This window comes from Zoogloea sp. (assembly GCF_030157465.1).
Taxonomy (GTDB): domain Bacteria; phylum Pseudomonadota; class Gammaproteobacteria; order Burkholderiales; family Rhodocyclaceae; genus Zoogloea.
Window position 1 is genome coordinate 1 of sequence record NZ_JAOAUU010000001.1, and the last position, 18,359, is coordinate 18,359.

General features: G+C 67.0%; 14 protein-coding genes. 3 read left to right on the top strand and 11 right to left on the bottom strand.

Annotation, left to right across the window (positions count from 1 at the left end; genetic code table 11):
* Positions 1-373 precede the first annotated feature (373 nt).
* Genes cydX through cydP form a run of 4 tightly spaced genes read right to left on the bottom strand, consistent with a single transcriptional unit; the run spans position 374 to position 3,400 of the window.
* A complete protein-coding gene (gene cydX, locus Q1W26_RS00005; protein ID WP_300434195.1) occupies positions 374-505 on the bottom strand; it encodes a cytochrome bd-I oxidase subunit CydX in 132 nt (43 codons plus the stop codon).
* A 12-nt stretch (positions 506-517) separates the two neighbouring features.
* Positions 518-1,657: a cytochrome d ubiquinol oxidase subunit II gene (cydB, locus tag Q1W26_RS00010; protein WP_300434197.1), complete on the bottom strand. Its 1,140-nt coding sequence runs from the start codon at positions 1,655-1,657 to the stop codon at positions 518-520.
* Positions 1,658-1,674: 17 nt separating this feature from the next.
* Positions 1,675-3,228: a cytochrome ubiquinol oxidase subunit I gene (locus Q1W26_RS00015; protein ID WP_300434198.1), complete on the bottom strand. Its 1,554-nt coding sequence runs from the start codon at positions 3,226-3,228 to the stop codon at positions 1,675-1,677.
* Positions 3,218-3,400, bottom strand: coding sequence for a cytochrome oxidase putative small subunit CydP (gene cydP / locus Q1W26_RS00020; RefSeq protein WP_300434199.1), 183 nt, complete (start codon positions 3,398-3,400; stop codon positions 3,218-3,220). The genes Q1W26_RS00015 and cydP overlap by 11 nt, the downstream gene beginning before the upstream one ends.
* A 190-nt stretch (positions 3,401-3,590) precedes the next feature.
* On the opposite strand from cydP, the gene Q1W26_RS00025 reads away from it, so the two are divergent.
* The gene (locus Q1W26_RS00025) at positions 3,591-4,904 is read left to right on the top strand and encodes a sigma-54-dependent Fis family transcriptional regulator (RefSeq protein WP_300434201.1); all 1,314 of its coding nucleotides are present in this window, start codon (positions 3,591-3,593) and stop codon (positions 4,902-4,904) included.
* A gap of 32 nt (positions 4,905-4,936) precedes the next feature.
* Here Q1W26_RS00025 and Q1W26_RS00030 read toward each other — a convergent pair whose 3' ends face one another.
* Genes Q1W26_RS00030 through Q1W26_RS00050 form a run of 5 tightly spaced genes read right to left on the bottom strand, consistent with a single transcriptional unit; the run spans position 4,937 to position 10,220 of the window.
* On the bottom strand, positions 4,937-6,517 hold the full coding sequence (locus Q1W26_RS00030; protein ID WP_300434203.1) for an alpha/beta fold hydrolase: 1,581 nt from the start codon (positions 6,515-6,517) through the stop codon (positions 4,937-4,939).
* Positions 6,514-7,221, bottom strand: a complete 708-nt coding sequence (locus tag Q1W26_RS00035) for an ABC transporter ATP-binding protein (protein ID WP_300434204.1) — start codon at positions 7,219-7,221, stop codon at positions 6,514-6,516. The genes Q1W26_RS00030 and Q1W26_RS00035 overlap by 4 nt, the downstream gene beginning before the upstream one ends.
* Position 7,222: 1 nt before the next feature.
* Positions 7,223-8,416: an ABC transporter permease gene (locus Q1W26_RS00040; protein WP_300434206.1), complete on the bottom strand. Its 1,194-nt coding sequence runs from the start codon at positions 8,414-8,416 to the stop codon at positions 7,223-7,225.
* Positions 8,413-9,603, bottom strand: a complete 1,191-nt coding sequence (locus Q1W26_RS00045) for an efflux RND transporter periplasmic adaptor subunit (protein WP_300434208.1) — start codon at positions 9,601-9,603, stop codon at positions 8,413-8,415. Before Q1W26_RS00045 ends, Q1W26_RS00040 begins: the two co-directional genes overlap by 4 nt.
* On the bottom strand, positions 9,600-10,220 hold the full coding sequence (locus tag Q1W26_RS00050; protein WP_300434210.1) for a TetR/AcrR family transcriptional regulator: 621 nt from the start codon (positions 10,218-10,220) through the stop codon (positions 9,600-9,602). The genes Q1W26_RS00045 and Q1W26_RS00050 overlap by 4 nt, the downstream gene beginning before the upstream one ends.
* A gap of 252 nt (positions 10,221-10,472) precedes the next feature.
* Between Q1W26_RS00050 and Q1W26_RS00055 the strand changes: the two genes are divergently transcribed.
* A complete protein-coding gene (locus Q1W26_RS00055) occupies positions 10,473-10,646 on the top strand; it encodes a helix-turn-helix domain-containing protein (RefSeq protein WP_300434212.1) in 174 nt (57 codons plus the stop codon).
* Positions 10,643-11,752 carry a PDDEXK nuclease domain-containing protein gene (locus Q1W26_RS00060; RefSeq protein WP_300434213.1) on the top strand — a complete coding sequence of 370 codons (1,110 nt, stop codon included), beginning with the start codon at positions 10,643-10,645 and terminating at the stop codon, positions 11,750-11,752. The genes Q1W26_RS00055 and Q1W26_RS00060 overlap by 4 nt, the downstream gene beginning before the upstream one ends.
* A gap of 103 nt (positions 11,753-11,855) precedes the next feature.
* Here the strand turns inward: Q1W26_RS00060 and Q1W26_RS00065 are convergent, their stop codons facing one another.
* Complete coding sequence (locus tag Q1W26_RS00065) at positions 11,856-12,437, bottom strand: D-Ala-D-Ala carboxypeptidase family metallohydrolase (RefSeq protein WP_300434214.1); 582 nt, start codon at positions 12,435-12,437, stop codon at positions 11,856-11,858.
* Positions 12,438-12,450: 13 nt separating this feature from the next.
* Positions 12,451-17,970, bottom strand: a complete 5,520-nt coding sequence (locus tag Q1W26_RS00070; protein WP_300434217.1) for a CHAT domain-containing protein — start codon at positions 17,968-17,970, stop codon at positions 12,451-12,453.
* Between the last annotated feature and the right edge of the window lie 389 nt (positions 17,971-18,359).

The following is an 18,359-nucleotide window of genomic DNA, read 5'->3' on the forward strand; positions in this document are numbered from 1 at the left end:
CAAGAAAGAAGGTCGCCCGCCGGGGGCGGAGGCGGGGTTTCGCGGAGCATCGCTCCGCGCCGCCGTAGCCGGCCGGGTGTGCAAACCCGGCCGTGGGAAACCCCGGCCGATGTGACGCCAAACACCGGAAAGCCCACCCTTGAAAGCTCAATCCAGGAAGAGCCCATTTTCGCGCCGGCATGCCATTACCCTCCCCGGCAGGCCTGCCAGACTCGGAACGCCTGACCTGTCGCGGGGAAAACGCTTTCCACACTTAACGCGAACATAGCCTTGAATTTTGACTAGCCGTTCGTGCCAAGCGTGTCGAAAGGCAAAGGCAGATTGTGGGGGCCTGCGTGCTGCGCGCATGCGGAACATTGTCCGCGAGGACTCATCAGGATGCCCGGCCCCCGTCGCGGGCATCCTGAGTGGATTGACGGCCTGCTTCGTGCTCGGCCCACAAGGCGTTGAGAATGGCGAGGAAAACGGCGAAGCCGATGCCCAGAACCCAGGTGAAATACCACATCGTGTTGTCTCCTCAGTAAGCCGAATGGCTGTTTTCGCGCACGTAGGCGGCGGTGACCTTGCCGCCCATGACGCGGTAGGCCCAGCTGGTGTAGATGATGATGAGCGGCATGAAGATCAGCGTGGCCCACAACATGATGTTGAGCGTCATGCGGCTCGACACGCTGTCCCACACGGTGAGGCTGGCGTTCGGGTCGAGGGAGGACGGCATGATGAAGGGGAACAGCGCCGCACCTGCGGTGCCGATCACCCCGACAATCGCCCCCGACGACGCCCAGAAGGCCGCCATCGTGCGCCCGCTGCGGGCCAGCGCCTGGGCGGCGATCACGCCGGCAAAGCCCAGTACCGGCAGCGCCATGGTGGCCGGGTAACGCCGGTAGTTGGCGAACCACGCCCCGGCTTCGCGCACCACGGTTTTGGCCAGCGGGTCGGGCTGCGCGGCGGTATCCACCGCCGACCGGATCACGTAGCCGGGAATCGCCATCCACAGCCAGGCCCCCGCCGCGGCAAAGGCCAGCAGCAGCAGGCCACCAAAAAAGCCGGCCGCCCGCAGCGCCCGCCACTGAATCTCGCCCTGGGTGCGGTGCGCCAGATAGATTGCACCGTGAAAGGTGATCATCGCCGTCGATACGAGTCCGCAGAGCAGTGCGAAGGGATTGAGCAAGGCCCAGAAGCTGCCCGAATAGGTGGACACCAGGTGGTCGTCGAAAGTGAAGGGCACGCCCTGGAAGAGGTTGCCGAAGGCTACCCCGAAGATCAGCGGCGGCACCGCTCCGCCGATGAACAGGCCCCAGTCCCAGGTCTTGCGCCACGCGGGATTGTCGATCTTGCTGCGGTAGTCGAAGCCCACCGGGCGGAAGAACAGCGCCCACAACACGGCCAGCATGGCCCAGTAAAAGCCCGAAAAGGCCGTGGCATAGACCAGCGGCCAGGCCGCGAAGAGGGCTCCGCCGCCGGTGATGAACCACACCTGGTTACCGTCCCAGTGGGGGCCGACGGTATTGATGACGACCCGCCGTTCGGTGTCGTCCTTGCCGACGAAGGGCAGCAGCGTTCCGACGCCCATGTCGTGGCCATCCATGATGGCGAAGCCCACCAGCAGCACCCCGACGAGCAGCCACCAGACCAGTTTGAGCGTTGTGTAATCCAGCATTTTGAGACTCCTCGTGATCAGGCGTGGGCTTCGTTGGCATAGCGGCCGGTGCCGAGGCTGCCGGGGCCCTGCCTGGCAAACTTGATCATCAGGAACATCTCGACGATCAGCAGCACGGTGTAGAAGCCGACAAAGCCGGCCAGGGAGCCATACAGACTTTCGACGCTGAGCGTCGAAACGGAAAGATGGGTGGGGAGCACGCCGTAGATGGTCCAGGGTTGCCGGCCGTACTCGGCCACGAACCAGCCCACTTCGCAGGCCATCCACGGCATCGGCAGGCTATACAGGGCGGCGCGCAGCAGCCAGGGCTTGTCGGCAAAGTCGCCCTTGATCGAATGCCACAGCGCCAGGCCAAACAGCATCAGCATCGCAAGGCCCAGCGCCACCATCAGGCGGAAGCTCCAGAACATCGGGGCGACACGGGGCACGGTGTCGTGCATGGCCTTGTCGATGATGGCCGGCGTGAGCTGCCTGAAGTCGCTGACATACTTTTTGAGCAGCAGGCCGAAGCCCAGGTCGGCTTTGTGCGCCTCGAACTTCAGGCGGGCGGCCGCGTCGTTCTGGTTGCGGCGCAGCGCGTCGAGCGCCGTCACGGCTTCGATGCCCGAGACAATGCGCTCGCGGTTCTTGGCCTTGATCTCCTTGATGCCGGGAATCTGTTTGTCCAGCGAGCGGGTGCCGATGAGGCCCATCACCCACGGAATCTCGATGGCGAAATCGTTCTTCATCTCGGCCTCGTTGGGAATGGCGACGAGATTGAACGAGGCCGGTGCCGGCTCGGTTTCCCACATGGCCTCCATGGCCGCCAGCTTGGTCTGCTGGGCCTCGCCCACCGTGTAGCCGGATTCGTCGCCCAGCACGATCACCGAACACACCGACGCAAAACCAAAGGCCGCGGCAATGCCGAAGCTGCGTTTGGCAAACTCCACGTCGCGCCCTTTGAGCAGATACCAGGACGAGATCGACAGCACGAACATTGCGCCGGTGACATAGCCCGCCGACACGGTGTGCACAAACTTGGCCTGGGCGTCCGGGTTGAACACCACAGCCCAGAAGTCGGTCATCTCCATGCGCATGGTCACGTAGCTGAACTCGGCGCCCACCGGGTTCTGCATCCAGCCATTGGCAATCAAGATCCACAGCGCCGACAGGTTGGTGCCCACCGCCATCAGGGTGGTCACCATCAGATGTTGCGTGCGCGAGAGCCGATCCCAGCCAAAGAAGAACAGCCCGATCATCGTCGATTCGAGAAAGAAGGCCATCAGCCCTTCAATGGCCAGCGGCGCGCCAAAAATGTCGCCCACGTAGTGCGAGTAGTAGGCCCAATTGGTGCCGAACTGGAATTCGAGGGTGATGCCGGTGGTCACGCCCAGCGCGAAGTTGATCCCGAAGAGCTTGCCCCAGAAGCGGGTCATGTCCTTGTAGAGGGGCTTGCCGGTCATCACATAGACCGACTCCATGATGACCAGCATCCAGACCATGCCGATGGTCAGCGGCACAAAGAGAAAGTGGTAAAGGGCAGTGGCGGCAAACTGCAGCCGCGAGAGGTCGACCAGTTGTTCACTGACCATGGGGTTCTCCTTGAACGACGGGGTTGGGGGCGAGATGCCTGGCGACCGCGCCCGGATCGACACGCACCCCGGCATCGCGAATGAACACCCACCACAGGGCAAGCAAGGCCACCAGCTTGATGGCGATGATCCAGCCCAGGTGACGCCGGAGGAGAGAATCGGAAGGAATCACGGTTTGGCAGCTTTCTTTGAATATCAGCAAGTGCTAATCAAGAGCCGTGCCATTCTGCCCACCATCAAAAAAACCGTGTTGCGACAAAGGCTTGTTTTTTGTCGCATGTGACGATAGGCCGCATGACATTGACCCCGGCACACCGTCATGTCAGCCTGTGGCAGAACTTCTGGCAGAAAACGAGCCCTCCATGACAGTCGAACCGCCCCCCTTGCCCGAGCTGGTTTCCTTTCTCGAATCCCTGCCCGAGCCACACATTCTGTGCGACCGCAGCTACCGCATCCTGGCCGCCAATGCGGCCTACCGGGCCAACTGCGGGCGGCCCGACGACCTCATCGGCCGCAAGTGCTTCGAGGTCTCGCACCACTACCCGGTGCCCTGCGATCAGGCCGGCGAATCCTGCCCGCTGGCGCACAGTCTGAAATCCGGGCAGCGGGAGCGGGTGGTGCACCTGCACCACACCTCGGCGGGCGAGAGTTACGAGAACATCGAGCTGTCGCCGATCCGGGGCCACGACGGCGAGATCGCCTACTTCATCGAGAAGCTGGAGCCCCTGCCGGTGGCGCGCGGCCTCGCCCACGCCCAGGGCCTGATCGGGCGGGCGCCGGCTTTCCGGGCGATGCTGGAACTGGTGGCCCGCGTGGCGCCTTCCGACGCCACCGTGCTGCTGCAGGGCGAATCGGGTACCGGCAAGGAACTGGTGGCCCAGGCCATCCACGACGCCAGCCGACGCGCCAAGGGCCCGTTTGTGGCGGTGGATTGCTCGGGCCTCACCGAAACCCTCTTCGAGAGCGAAATCTTCGGCCACGAGCGCGGCGCCTTCACCGGCGCCACCACGCGCAAGATCGGCCTGGTCGAAGCGGCCCGGGGCGGCACCCTGTTCCTGGACGAGATGGGCGACATTCCGCTGACCATGCAGGTCAAGCTGCTGCGCCTGCTTGAAACCGGCACCTACCGGCGCGTGGGCAGCACCGAGCTGGTGCGATCCGACATCCGTTTGATCTCGGCCACCCACCGGCCACTCAAGGCGCTGGTCGAAAAGGGCCAGTTTCGCCAGGATCTGTTCTACCGGGTCAATGCCTTTCCGATCTGCCTGCCGCCACTGCGCAAGCGCCGAGAGGACATCGCCCTGCTGGCCGACACCCTGCTCGGCCGGGTTGCCCCCGATCGAAAGCTCAAGATCGCCCCCGACACCCTGGCCAGCCTGCTCGGCCACGACTACCCGGGCAACATCCGCGAACTGCGTAACATTCTCGAGCGGGCCAGCCTGCTGTGTGACGGCGACACGCTGCAGCGCCGCCACCTGCCCGAAGAGCTGCAGAGCCCCGGCAGCAGCCTGCCGGCCCCGGCCGCCGGGCTCGCCCGGGACGCAACGCGTCCGCCCCTGAGCGACGAACTTCTGGCCGCCGCCGTGCACGCCCACACGGGTTCGCGCAAGGCGCTGGCTGAAAAACTGGGAATGAGCGAACGCACCCTGTACCGGCGGCTCAAGATCCTGCCCTGAGCCGCCGGCGGGCGGTTTGGGTGACGAGCCGCTTAATCGGGCTTGCGGGCCACCAGGCCGATCAGGGCCGAGCGGCCCTTGTGGCCGGTGCCTTCGGTGATGTCTTCCTCGTATTCCACGAGTTCTTCGATCTCCCAGTCGGCAAAGGCATCCCTGAGGATGTCGTCGGTATAGAGGTTCTCTGCGGCCGACGGGCCGCCGGTGCGGTATTCGAGCTGCTTGACGGTGTAGCCCTGGAGCAGGATGCGGCCACCCGGGCGGGTGAGCTGCTTCATCACTTCAAACTGCCGGTCACGCCATTCGGGGCCGACAAACTGGATGAAGATGCCCACCACCCAGTCGAAGGCATTGTGCAGTTCGGCCGGCGGCCAGCCCGGCGCCAGCATGTCGACCAGCTGGAAAGTCACGTCGACCTTGCGCCCGAGGGCGAGGCGCCGGGCCTTTTCAATGGCCACGGCCGAGATTTCGATGGCAGTGACCTCCAGCCCCTGCTCGGCCAGCCACACCGAGTTGCGGCCTTCGCCATCGGCCACCGACAGCGCAGTGCGGCCGCTTTGCAGCAGCTCAACCCGGTGGGCGAGAAAACGGTTCGGCTCGGTGCCAAACAAATACGCCTCGCCGGCGTCCCGGTAACGATTGCTCCACGTGCTTTCCTGATTCATGCGGGAGTTCTCCTTTTTGTTGTCGATTACGCCCTTGCGGGCGGCGCTGCGTGCCCCGATTAAAGGGGCATTCTTCAAAAGGGACACCGCGGCTGTCGCGGCGTTCAAAAATCCGGTCATCGCGGCCATCGCCTGCGTCAGTTCACCGTAGTCGTCATGGCTGCCGGGCATCAAGAACAAACTGACCCGTTCATCCTGGCGGTTGGCGTAAATGCGTTCGGCATCGCCCGGCGGCACCGTGGCGTCTTCGGTGCCGTGGGCCAGCAACACCGGGCAGCGGGCCTGCCGGATGGTGTTGCACGGGGCAATGTCGTCAAAGCGGTGGCCGATCACCCACTGCACATAAAACAGGATGTAGGCGCCCAGCGGCCGGTAGGGAATGCCCTTCCAGGCCAGCCAGCGGCGCATCATTTCCGCCGGATGGGCAAACGCCGCCAGGCTGACCACGGCCGCCAGACCGGGGCTGCGGGAGGCCGCCAGCAGCGCCGCGCCGGCGCCCACCGAATGCCCAACCACGCCCACCCGCTGCGGGTCCACCTCGGGCCGGGCCTTGAGCCACAGCACGGCGTGCTCCAGATCCTCGGCAAAGCGCGGCAGCGACGCAAAGCTGTCGCCATCGCTGCGGCCGTGGCTGCGCGCATCGAAGAACAGCAGCGCATAGCCGGCTTCATGCAGGGGCCGGGCGAGGGGCAGCATCACCTCGGCGTTGCCACCCCAGCCGTGCAGGATGGCCAGCGCCGGCGCCGCCCCACCCTGGGCCGTGGCGGCGGGAATGAACCAGCCGAACAGGCGCTTGCCCCGCGGGCCCGGCACACCGACTTCGATCCACGGCAGGCCTTCGGGCACCCCCGCCTCCACAATCCGCGGTGCCGCGAGGCCGCGGCGGATCAGCCAGTTGACGCCCAGCATCGCCACCACCACCAGCACCGCGCCCAGGGCGACGAGGCTCACAGCGCCCGCCCCTCGCCGGCTTCCTCGAAGGTTTGCCCGTCGCGGATGTGATAGATGCGCCGGAAGGTGGGAATGATCTTCTCGTCGTGGGTGACGACGATGACGGCCGTGCGGTACTGGCGGGCCATGTCGTTGAGAATGCGCATCACGCCGAGCGCCCGTTCGCTGTCGAGGGGCGCGGTGGGTTCGTCGGCAAGGATCACCGGCGGCTGGTTGGCCAGCGCCCGGGCAATCGCCACCCGCTGCTGCTCGCCGCCGGAGAGCGCCGACGGCCGGGCCGCCGCCCGGTGCCCCACGTCGAGCGCGGCCAGCAGTTCGGCAGCCCGCCGGCGGGCCACCGCGTTGGGCTGGCCGGCCAGCATCGGCAGCAGCGCCACGTTGTCGGTGACATCGAGAAAGGGGATCAGATAAGGCGCCTGGAACACAAAGCCGATGCGGTCGCGGCGCAGCGCCCGCAGGTCGGAGGTTTTCCAGCCATCGTCGAAGATCAGCTCGTCGCCCAGCCACATGCGCCCGGCCGTCGGCTCGATCACCGCGCCCAGGCACTTGAGCAGGGTGCTCTTGCCCGAGCCCGACGGGCCGATCAAGCCGACCACTTCGCCGGGCGCCACGGTCATGTTCACGTCTTTGAGCGCATCGACGGCGGCCTCGCCGTGGCCGTAGCGCTTTTTGAGGCCTTCGATGCGGATGCCGGTTTCAGACATTTCAGGCTCCGATGGCGCTTGCCGGATCGACCCGCAGCGCGGCGCGAATGGCCAGCGTGCTGGCGAGGGCGCAGATCAGCATCACGATCACGAAGCCGCGCAGCGCATCGCCCGGCTCCAGCAGCACGTATTTCGGAAAGAACGGCGCCCACAGGGTTGCCACGGTTTTGCCGACCACGAAGCCGATGAGCCCGAGGCCGAGCGCCTGCTGCAGGATCATGCCGGCGATGGTGCGGTTGCGCGTGCCAATGAGCTTGAGCACGGCGATCTCGCGGATCTTGCCGAGCGTCATGGTGTAGATGATGAAGGCCACGATGGCCGCGCTGACCACCGACAAAATCACCAGGAACATGGCGATCTGGCGCGCCGAGGTGGCGATCAGGCGGGCCACCAGAATGTCCGCCATCTGCACCCGGGTGTAGGCCTCCAGGTGCTTCCAGCGCCGGATTCCGGCCGCCGCCTGTTCGGGATCGACGCCCGCCTTCACCTGCACCAGCACCGCGTTCACGTTGTGGCTGCTGGCCTGGGAGGCCTGGATCGCCTCGAGCAGACCGGGCACGCCGGGGCGGTTGAGCTGCGGGTTGGCCGCGCTGCGGGCGCGCTCGTTGATGAGCGCATCGTTGTCCTTGAGAAACTGCACTTCCTGGGCATCCTTGAGCGGCACGAAGAGCATCGGGTCGCCGCCGGCGGACACCATCCGCCGGGTCAGGCCGACCACGGTGTAGTCGTGCCGCCGCACCCGGACGCGCTCGCCAAGCCTGAAGCCGGTCTTCACGTCGGCCACCACCTCGTAGTGGTTGCGCGTCACCGGGCGCCCGGCCACGAGATAGCCCGGCTCGCCCGGCTGCCCCGGCTCGAAGCCGACCAGCATGACCCGCACGTCGGCCCCGCCGCGGGTGACCTGCATGGTCAGGTAGGCCACGTTGGCAGCGCGGGCCACGCCGGGCATGCCAAGCAGGCTGCGATAGAGGTCATCCCGAATGCTGGACGATTCGGCGTAGGGGCCGAGGGTGTCCTTCTGCACCACCCACAGGTCGGCGCCGCTGTTGCCGAGCAGGGCTTGGGCGTCGTCCACCATGCCCCGGTAAATGCCAGCCATCGACAGGGTGACGCCGATCAACAGCCCCAGCCCGATGCCGGTCAACACGAAGCGCCCCCAGGCATGCAGGATGTCGCGGCCGGCAAGGTTGATCACGACCCGGCTCCGGGCAGGCTTTCCACCACGCGGATGCGGCTGCCGGCGGCGATCTCACGCTCGCTGTGCACGATCACCCGGTCGCCGGCCTTGATCCCGCGGCTCACCCGCACCCGGCCGTCCAGCCCCGCGCTGCCGATCTGCACGGGCACAAAGCGCGGGCCGTCCGCGTCGAGCAGCCACACGCCGGTGGTGCCGCCCTGGCGCTTGATGCTGGCACCCGGCAGCAGCAAGCCGGATGGGCCGGCTGGCTGGGTGAGCGTCACCTCCGCCAGCTCGCCCACCGACACCCCCGCCGGAATCGCCTCGAAGGCCACCAGCGCCGCGCGCTCCTCGGTCACGCTGTCACTCACCAGCTCCACCCGAACCACCTTGCCCGGCACCGCCTGGCCGGGGTTGGAGCGCAGCACGATCTGCGCCGGCAGGCCCAGCGCCAGCCCGCTTGAACGCCCCTGGTCGATGCGCACCCGCAGCCACAGGCTCGCCGGCTCGATGAGCCTGAGCACCGCCTGCCCGGCAATCACGGTGCTGCCCGGTTCGGCGTCCCGCGCGGTCACCACCCCTGCGGCGGGGGCCAGCAGGCGCAGTTTGCGGCGCTGCCCGGCCAGCCCGTCACGCTCGGATCTGAGGCGCGTGATGTCCTGCCGGGCAGCCGCAAGGCCCGCGTCGGCGGCCTGCAGGCCCGCCTGGGCCGACACCTGCTCCTGCTCCTTCGCCTCGACGACGCTGGCACTCACGAAGTGGCTGGCGCCCAGCTCCACGTAACGCCGGGCGTTGATCGTTGCCAGCTCGCGGCGGGCACGGGCGTCACGCAGCTGGGCTTCGGCCCCGGCCGCCACGCTGCCGGCACGCGCAACCGAGGCGTCCAGCGCGGCGGTGCGCTCGTCCAGATCCACCGGGTCCATCTCGGCCAGCAACTGGCCGGCCGTCACCGTGTCGCCCACATCCACCACCACGCGCAACACCCGCCCGGCCACCGTCGGGCCGATCAGGTAGCTGCGGCGGGCCTCCACGCTGCCAATCCCGAACAGCTCCGGCGCAAGAGCGCCCTCCTCCACCTGCGCGGTGGTCACGCGGATCGGCGCCAGCGGGCCGGTGCGCGCCAGCACCCACCCAAAGGCCCCGAGCAGCACCAGCACCAGCCCCGCAAGGCCGGCCCGGCGCAACAGCACGGCGGCGGGCTTCATGATTTCTCCCCGATGGCGTGCAGGTACAGCGCCACGACACGGCGCGCGTCATCCTCGATGGCGGACGCATCGGCCGCCAGCATCGACTGCATCACCAGCCCCTGGATGGTGCCGATGAAAAGGGTTGCCGCAGCCTGCCGGTCGAGCCCCGCAAGCAGCAGGCCCCGATCCGCCGCGGCGTCGAGCAGCCGGGCGAGGATCTGCCGGTAGCGGCCCAGCAGGGCCCGGACGCGCTGCTTGAGCGGCGTATCGTCGGGGTGCTGCAGCTCGTGAAAGATGATGCGCGGCACGCCGGGGCTGGCCACCACAAAACGGATGTGGGCCATGAACACCCGCTCCAGCCCCTCCAGCGGCGTGGCGCCCTGCTGTGCGGCCGCGTCGAGGGCTGCGATGAGTTCGGCGTCCACCCAGTCGAGCACCGCCATCCAGATGGCGTCCTTGGCCGGAAAATGCCGGAACACCGCCCCCTGGCTGAACCCCAGCTCGGCGGCCATGTCGCCGGTGGTGATGGCCGCAGGGCTGCGCGTCGCGGCCAGACGCAGCACCGCGGCAACGATTTCCGCCCGGCGGATTTCCGTGGACTGGCGAACCGGGGTGGCTTCAATGGGGGGTTTCATTCTGGCGGCAAGTAATTAATCAATTACTTGCCAGTGTAGATGAAATTTTAGAAATTGCTAATATTCAAATATACGTTAGGGGAGGCCTCGCCATGCCGGGTCAGTGCTGGCTGCTGTCTGTCGTAGCGACTGTCTCGCTCGACGACGACGGCCCCCGCGCCCATGCGGCGTTCATCGCCAGCCTGCCCAGAGGTGGGTAGACTCCCACCGATCGACACCGAATTTGATCCATAAAGCCCGAGCGTCAATTCCATGAACATCGAACCGTGGGTCACCGCCGAGCATGTCGCCCAGCACCAGGGCTTGGCCAAGGACACCGTCTACCGCCAGGAGCGCAAAGGCCTGCCCGCACACCGCGTAGGGCGACTATGGAAATTCCAGTTGTCCGAGGTTGATGACGGTGGCGTGATGGAGCGCAAGCCATGAGTGATCAAACCATCTCACCGCCCACCGATTACGCAGCATTGCTGGGCGACATCAAGCTACGCGTACGCCACGCGCAGACGCGAGCCATGCTGGCCGTCAATGCTGAGTTGATCCGCCTGTATTGGGATATCGGTGCCCTGATCCACAGCCGCCAGCAGCAACAAGGCTGGGGCGCTGCAGTAATCCCGCGTCTGGCCCGTGATCTGCACAACGAACTGCCCGAAGAAAAGGGCTTTTCCGAGCGCAATATCAAACGCATGCTGGCCTTTTACCGGGAATATGCCGATCTGGAATTTGTGCCACAGCCTGTGGCACAAATAGAGGCTGGCTCCCCATTGGCGCCGGAAAAAGTGCCACACGCTGCGGCACTTTTTTCGGCGGAACTCATCCTTGCTCTGCCGTGGGGGCACCACGCCGAGCTGATGAGTAAAGTCAAAGACCCGGCCACGCGCCAGTGGTACATGCGCACAGCATTCGAAAATGGCTGGAGCCGCAACATTCTGCTCATGCAAATCGAAACTGCCGCCCACCGCCGCCAGGGTAAAACCGCCAGCAACTTTACCCTGCGACTGCCCAAACCAGATTCGGATCTGGTGCAACAAACGCTGAAAGACCCCTACCTGTTCGACTTTCTGACGCTGGAAAGCGGCTTTCACGAGCGTGAACTGGAAACGGGATTGATTGCGCACCTGGAGAAGTTTCTGCTGGAACTCGGCCAAGGCTTTGCCTTTGTCGGCCGCCAATATCACATCGACATTGGCGATCAGGATTTCTATATCGACCTGCTGTTCTACCACCTCAAGCTGCGCTGCTATGTCGTCATTGAGCTCAAACGCGGTGATTTCAAACCCGAATACGCCGGAAAAATGAGCTTTTATTGCAGCGTGGTCGATGACCAACTGCGCCATGAAACCGACAAACCCACCATCGGGCTGATCCTGTGCCAGCAGCCCAATCGCCTGCTTGCGGAATATGCCCTGCGCGGCGTGGATAACCCCATCGGTGTTTCCGGCTTTGAGCTCACCCGCGCCTTGCCCGAAACCTTACAAACCAGCCTGCCCAGCATCGAGCAGATCGAGAGCGAGTTGGGCGGGTTTGAGCAATGAGCAAGCGCCCCAGGAAGGCTGCGGAATCTCTGAGCTTCGTCGCGGCAACGGGCAACGTCGACCACGACCGCGCGGATAGCCCCCAGGCCGCCGCCCGATTCCCTTACGCAACGCTGGCGGTCAGGCCGTTCACATACACCAGCAGGCCGCTGGCCGGGTCGCGCACGTAGCTGAGCTTGGCCTTGCGGTTGGTGCCGGCGCCGGGTGGTTTCAGGGAGATGTGCACCCAGCCCGAGTTGGCGCCCTGGCGCGGGTCGTAGCATTCGCAGATCACCTGGTCGAAAACCTTGAGCTTGTCGGTGGCCCACTGGGCCAGCTCCAGCGTGGGCATGCCGGCGATTTCCACGTCGCAGGCTTCGCCGCGGGCGTGCTGGCTGGTGCTGATCCAGCTCGACGGCTTGCGCTTCAGGGCGCGTTCGAGGCGCTGGCCACGAAACACGCTGTTGGGCGTAAAGCTGCCGAAGGCGTCGCGCAGGGGCTGCAGCACCTCCCGGGCGAGGTGCACCGCGGCCCGCAGCTGGGCGTCGGTTTCGAAGCCGTTGTCGATGCCCTGCCGGATGGCGAGATCGGAACGGGTGAGTTCGTACACCCGGAAATTGGGCGCCACCAGATCACGGGGGTGGGCGGTGGCCACCTGGAAGCTGTCGAGGGGGTCTTTGCAACGGTCGCTGCCTGCGTCTTTCATGATCGGCCTCCTCTCACAGCCCTGAACGGATGATCCCGAGCGCTTCGCGCAGGGTTTTCTCTCCGGCACTGCGCCGGGCCTTTGCGATGGTGTCGCTCATGGCGATGACGAAATCGAGGTTCTCGAGTACCGATGCCCTTTCCCGCGGGCTGGCGCCGCGCCCCAGCACATCGCGGTAAAGCCCGGCAATGCGCGCGGCCACGCCGGGCATGGCCTCCCGGGTCGGCGGCGCGGCCACCAGCCGCAGCAGTTCGCAGTCGGCAACGCCCAGCGCGTTCCAGATATGGGGGTCGGTCTCGTTCATCTGGCGGGAGATCTCGGCCATTTCGGTGCAGCGCTCCAGCAGCCCCGGGCGCCAGGCGCCGTTGCTGTCGTCCTCGATGCGGGCCGCCAGCACCCGTGCCATGCCGGCGTTGGTGAACGAATACGGCAAGGGCGGCCTGCCGGCCTGCGCCGCCATTTCACCCGCGGCCTGGTAATAGTTGCTCATGTTGAGCAGGGCTTCGCGGCGCGGCTGCTCGTCGCTGTACACCCAGGCCAGCCGCTTGCAGGCGCTGCCCAGCAGACTGAGGCGCTCAGAAGTGGGCGCCCGGGTGCAGATCAGGTCGAGTTCCATGATGGCGCTCTCGATGCGCTGCACCAGCGCGGCGCGTTGCCGCTCGTCGGGGGCCGAATCGCGCAGGCGCGTCCATTCTTCGCCGGCCAGGCGCACCTGGAAGTTGGCACACTGCTCCACCACCCGCACCGGGCAGTCGCCCTCGTCGGCCAGGAGCGCGCGCTCCAGCCATTCGACGGCATTGGCCCAGGCGCCGGTTTCGCCCCAGGCCGTGCCCACCGCGGCAGCCACGTCGGCCCGCATCAGCCAGGCCTCGCGCAGATTGGCCGGAATGCGGTCGAGAAGCTCGCCGATCCGCGCCTGCATCTCGGCGCGCACGTCTTCGTCGTTGCCCGCGGATTTCATGCGGATGGTGGCGCGGTGGTTGTCCAGATCGGCCAGCAGCTCGGAGGGCACAAAGTAGGGGCGCGGCGTCTGGGCGACGGCCGCGGAACCATCGCCGCGCAGGCGGTAGCCGGGGTCGCCGTAACACTGGTAGGCGCCCCAGGTATTCACGCCGGGGAAGCGGGTCATGGCGGCTTCGCGGGCCGTGCGCACCGCGCAGCCAAAGGGCTGGCCGGCCAGCATTTCGGTGTAGAACACGCTGGCAAAGGCGCTGGCGGCGCTGTCGTCCACCGCCCAGCCGGCCGCCACCACGGCCTTGACGCCCATGTTCACAAACTCGATGGCCAGGTTGGCGGCCAGTTCGTTGAAGCGGCCGGGCCTGGGCGTGCCGGGCAGGGTCTGGCCCAGGTGGCAGCAGTTGATGAAGACCAGTTCCGGCACCCAGCGCATCTGCTCCACGTCGCCGGGGGTCAGGAAGACCTCCTTGCCGATGACCATGCCGGACATCAGCCGGGTGCTGCCGTCGGGGCGCCTGACCGGGTATTCGTGCTCGCCGTGACCGGCCAGGTGCAGGATGCGCCACGCGTCGGCATGCAGGCCGCAGAGGATGGAATCTACCGTTTCGGCGAGGCTGTCGCGCACGTTGAAGCCGCCGCTGCGCAGCAGGCTGGCCACGGTTTCGGCTTCTTCGAGGGCGCCGGGCAGATCGGGGAAGATATCCCAGCCGCTGAGGTCGGGATTGCCCACGACGAAGGCGCGGGCCTCGACGGAATGGGCTGGATGGGGCCGGAAATGCGGCGTCTTGAGCTGGCGCACCAGCCCGCCAGCCACCGCCGGCGGACGCCCGGAGGCACTCCAGCGGTCTTCCAGAAGCTCCCACGGGTAGCGCGCCGACACCTTGTCCACCAGCAGCACCAGGTTGGATTCCTGCGGCGCCAGCTCCTTGAGGCGGTTGGGCAGCAGCATTTCGAAGAGCGTCTTGGCCACTTCCGCGTTGGCGGTGGACGAGCGCACGGCCTGGGCGATGAAGGAATCGGCAAGGGTAAGCTGGCCGGCCACCAGGGTTTCCTCGGCGCGGGCGCGGTCGGTGGAGAAGATGAAGCGCAGCGCGTCCTGGTTTTCTTCCTGGATGATCTCGAGGCGCTGCCACCAGTCTGGCTGATCGTCGAAGCGCACCCGGCGCCGGCCGCCGGTGCCGGAGCGGATGGCCCGGTCGGGCCAGCTCACGCGGGCCGCCAGCACGTCGTCGCGCAGGGCCGCACACAGGGCCTCGGCGGCCACGATGGCCACGTCTTCGAACACCTCGATGAATTCAATTTCGTCGATCACCACCTTGTGATCGAGTTCCTGCTCGACCAGGCGGTTGCCGGCCGCCACCGCGGCCCGCAGGATGGCCTCGACCGAGCCGGCGATCGGCATGCCGCCGGCCCCCGAGCCCACCAGCAGGCAGCTCAGCGCGGCGTGGCGCGGCTTGTCGGACGGGCCGAAGCGGATGTCGTCGGGCCACTGGGCCACCTGCAGCGCGTAGTCGAGCAAGGCCTTGCTCATCCCGGCGGCGAGCAGGCCGGGGGACAGTTCGCCCACCTGCCCGAGCCCCACCACCACGGCGCCCCCCGGCTTGCCGTCGGGCTTTTCGTGGAAGAACACCGAATGGGTGCCGAGCTGCGTGGGATACAGGCCCAGCTGCTGGCGGCGCGACAGGGCACCGTTCAGTTGCCGGTCGAGGGCGCCCTCGGCGCTGACGATGGCGTCGCCCAGGTAATGCCCCACCAGCACCGCGTGGCGCGAGTAGGCCAGATCGCAATGGCTGACGCTGACCTTGAGCACCGGTGCGGCACCCGTGGTTTCGAGGGCCTCGACGGCCATGCCGCCGCCAAAGCCCATGTGATTGACGGCGTTTTCGTCCGGCAGATCGTCGGTGAAGGGCTGATCGGGCAGCACGAAGCTTTCGTCGGCGGCGCCCTCGCCCCGCAAGCCGGCCGGCGGGTGGTCGGCCAGGAGCCGCGTCTTGCCCGTCATCAGCAGGTCAAGGTAGCCCGGAAAGGCCTTGCGCTGGGAACACAGGGCGTCATGGGCGGTGTTGTCGACAAACCACATGGGCACGCCCGGCAACTGGCCGGAGGCCCAGGTCACGGTGCCGTCGCCCCGCGCGGTGGCCTGGTAGATCATGCGCTTGCGGTTGGCGGCGAGCAGGTTGTCGGCGTCGGCAACCCAGTAGCTCGTCACCGTGGCCGGCTGGCGCCCGGCCACGTACACCATGTGGTCCGGATCGGGCGCAGCCGCCAGCAGGCGCTGCCAGGTCTGGCGGGCGTCGCGCAGGGTGGCGGCGTCCACGGTGGCCCAGCTGGCCGAAATCTCCTGGCGCAGGCTGCGCCACAGCTCCGGATCGCTGAAATCGCGCTCGCCCGGCGCAAAGGGCAGCAGCTCCACCAGGCCGGGAAAGCGCCGCACGATGTCGATGACGCCCCCGGTGCCACGGGTGAAATCGAGCAGGGCCAGCTTGAGTTCGGTGGCGTTTTCGCCCACCAGCCAGCGCACCGCCTCGTGGGAGCCGGCGTTGGGTGTGCCGAGCATCATGAAGCGGCTGTTGGGCAGCGCCGTGATGCGCCGCCACAGGGCGGCGCCCGCCGCGCCGTCGGCAATCATCGCGCGCACCACGAGGCCGCCCATCGAGTGGGCCACCAGGTGCACCGGCTGCTGGCTGCGCTCCGCCGCGGCAACCAGCGGCTCGAGGGTTTGCACCAGCCGCAGGGCGGCGCCCCTCACCGACATGCGCCAGTCGTAGGGAAAGATTTCGACGCGGTGGCTGCGGGCCAAAAATTCCAGCAGCGGGCCGTAGAAATCATCGAGCAGGTCGGTGGCCTCGATGTTCGGCCGGCCCATGCCGATGCGGTCCAGCCCGCCCCGCAGCAGGCGCCAGTAGTTGAGCCACACGTCGTCGCCCGCGGCCTTGAGGACGCTGCCCATGGTGCCCGGCAGCACCACGGCAATCGGCCGCGGCGTGGTGGCGGCGCGGCTGCGGCGCACGGCATCGCGCCAGCGCGGCGCTTCGCGGGGCGCGGCGGACAGCGGCTGGAAGCCCCCGTCGCTGCCTTCGGCGCGGGTCAGCCCGGCGAGCAGCCACTTGACGCTTTTTTCGTTGGTGAAATAGTTGAAGTGATTGACGTCGGCGCCCACGTCCCGCAAGAAGCGCGACTGCCCCGGCGAGCGCCGGAGGCCGCCGAACATCGAACCGGTGTTCACCACCAGATCGTGGTCGGCGCCGTAGAACCAATCCACCGCCAGCAGCTTGAGCTGGCCGCCCAGGGTTTCGCCCTCGATGTCACCGGCGATCACCGACAGATCGGCGCTCACGCTGAGATCGGGGTGCTGCAGGAGCCGGGTGAGCGCCGAGCCGGGCATCATGGCTTCGATGCCGGGCAGCACGCGGGGGTCGGTGCGCTCTTTCACCACCGCCAGCAAAAAATCCAGGCACTCGCCGAACAGGCCCGTGCCGGACAGGAAATCCACCACCGACAGCCAGCGGTCGAGACGGCCCGACGCCAGCGTCGTGCCCCGCGCCGGGCAGGCCACGCGCACAAAGCGCCGGATGTTGAATTTTCTGGCGTCGAGTTCGGCCAGCAGTTCGAGCAGCGCCTTGCGATCGTCCTCGTAGGCCTTGTCCCGCTCGCGCGCCGAGTCGGGGCCCAGGGCCGGCAGGCCGAGCTGCTCGGCCACCGTGCGGTCGGCGGCAAACAAATCCTTGAGCAGCGGGGCCTGCAGCGGATCGCTGGCCGAATCGCGCTGGCCCAGGCACATCAGCTCGCCCACCAGCCCGCCGCGGGAATGGCTGACCAGATGGATCTCGGCGCCGGCCGGCAAAGCCCGCGCCAGGGCCAGCGCGTTGGCAATGGGGCTTTCGGTCAGCGTGCGGTGTTCGAGGGCAAAAACCCGCTCGCCGTAGCGCTCCAGCAACTTGCCGCGGAGCGCCTCCCCCGCCCGGTTGCGGGGCGCCCACAGCTTGCCGAAGCTGCCGCTGCAACTGGACCCGGTGCCATGCAGAAATACCAGGATCGGCCCGGCATCGGCCGGCATCACCGCGCCTTCGGCCACCGGTGTCAGCCACGGCCCCGGCGCTGCGGCCTCGGCAAGCGCCAGCGGGCAGTGATAAAGGCCCGGCGTGCCGGCCTTGAGCTGCCGGTCTTCAAGTGTTTTGGCCAGTTCGCGGGCGGTCTTCTCTTTAAGGTCGACCCCGAAAACCTCCATCAGCTTCACATCCAGGCCCGACCGGCCCCGCGCCGAACCCCGCGTCGGCATGCCCGGCCGCGCCCCCATCGACACTTCCCACACCGGCGTGCCATCGACCCCGCTGCGTGCCGTCGCCTGGCGGCCCCGCTCGCGCAGCAGATCGTCGGCCCGCGACCACAACACGAAGCCATTCGCCAGCACCACGCGCACCACGGCATCGGCGGGCATTTCGAGCTCGCCCACCGCCGCCCCGCGCGCCGCGCCCTGGGTGACACTGCTCGCCGACGTGATGGCGACTTCGCTGACGGGCGGATGGGCGGCGGCCGAAGTGGCCAAGCGAAGGCGGAAAGTCTTGTCGGCAGGCATGGCAGAACTCCTCGGTCCGGAACATCGACGCGCACTGCGTGGGCTTCAGGCTGCGGCCGGGCGGCGCGTGACCAACCGGGAGCCGCCCGGGATTTACATTCTGTGGAATCTTTGCGCTGCTTGCAGCACGGGTAGGTAGGGTTACCCGACACCAACATGAACATCGATGGACACGTCCGATGTCGGGTTACGCTGCGCTAACCCGACCTACCCAAGCTGAAGTCGCCCCTACATGACTCGTGCATCGTCGGATTTATGCATTTTCACACCCAGCGATGACAGAGCCGTTCCAATAGGTCCATTTAAGCACCCGGCCGTCAAAGCGCAAGCCCGGCCCCGGCAGGCACTTGCCAAACCCCCGGATGGATTTAGTATGAGCGCCCCCGCCC

Coding starts and splice junctions, on each gene's coding strand:
- Q1W26_RS00025 (WP_300434201.1), top strand. CDS start 3,591: ATGACAGTCGAACCGCCCCCCTTGCCCGAGCTGGTTTCCTTTCTCGAA.
- cydX (WP_300434195.1), bottom strand. CDS start 505: ATGTGGTATTTCACCTGGGTTCTGGGCATCGGCTTCGCCGTTTTCCTC.
- Q1W26_RS00050 (WP_300434210.1), bottom strand. CDS start 10,220: ATGAAACCCCCCATTGAAGCCACCCCGGTTCGCCAGTCCACGGAAATC.
- Q1W26_RS00045 (WP_300434208.1), bottom strand. CDS start 9,603: ATGAAGCCCGCCGCCGTGCTGTTGCGCCGGGCCGGCCTTGCGGGGCTG.
- Q1W26_RS00065 (WP_300434214.1), bottom strand. CDS start 12,437: ATGAAAGACGCAGGCAGCGACCGTTGCAAAGACCCCCTCGACAGCTTC.
- cydB (WP_300434197.1), bottom strand. CDS start 1,657: ATGCTGGATTACACAACGCTCAAACTGGTCTGGTGGCTGCTCGTCGGG.
- Q1W26_RS00060 (WP_300434213.1), top strand. CDS start 10,643: ATGAGTGATCAAACCATCTCACCGCCCACCGATTACGCAGCATTGCTG.
- Q1W26_RS00070 (WP_300434217.1), bottom strand. CDS start 17,970: ATGCCTGCCGACAAGACTTTCCGCCTTCGCTTGGCCACTTCGGCCGCC.
- Q1W26_RS00035 (WP_300434204.1), bottom strand. CDS start 7,221: ATGTCTGAAACCGGCATCCGCATCGAAGGCCTCAAAAAGCGCTACGGC.
- Q1W26_RS00055 (WP_300434212.1), top strand. CDS start 10,473: ATGAACATCGAACCGTGGGTCACCGCCGAGCATGTCGCCCAGCACCAG.
- Q1W26_RS00015 (WP_300434198.1), bottom strand. CDS start 3,228: ATGGTCAGTGAACAACTGGTCGACCTCTCGCGGCTGCAGTTTGCCGCC.